Origin of the sequence: Streptomyces sp. MMG1121 (assembly GCF_001280015.1) — a bacterium.
Taxonomy (GTDB): domain Bacteria; phylum Actinomycetota; class Actinomycetes; order Streptomycetales; family Streptomycetaceae; genus Streptomyces.
Window position 1 is genome coordinate 1 of record NZ_LGDV01000144.1, and the last position, 257, is coordinate 257.

The 257-nt window shown below is 65.8% G+C and carries 1 protein-coding gene; it reads left to right on the forward strand.

The window, feature by feature from the left end; translation table 11 throughout:
• Window positions 1-76: 76 nt before the first annotated feature.
• A partial coding sequence (locus tag ADK64_RS14740; RefSeq protein WP_159046246.1) for a hypothetical protein occupies window positions 77-257 on the forward strand: 181 nt, incomplete at its 3' end.

Here is a 257-nt window from a genome sequence, read left to right on the forward strand (position 1 = left end):
GGGGCGGTTGTGTTCGCCGGAGTACTGGGTGGAGCACGTACGTGGCACGGTCCGGTTCCACGATGGTGTGCGGGCGATGAGGGAGCAGAAGGTGTCCACTTTCCTGGAGTTGGGTCCGGACGGCATCCTGAGCGGGATGGTGGCGCAGGACTGTGTGGCGTCGTTGCGGCGGGACGTGCCGGAGGACCGGGCGTTGATGACCGCGGTTGGACAGCTGCACGTACGCGGCGTCGGGATTGAATGGGAGCAGGTGTTCT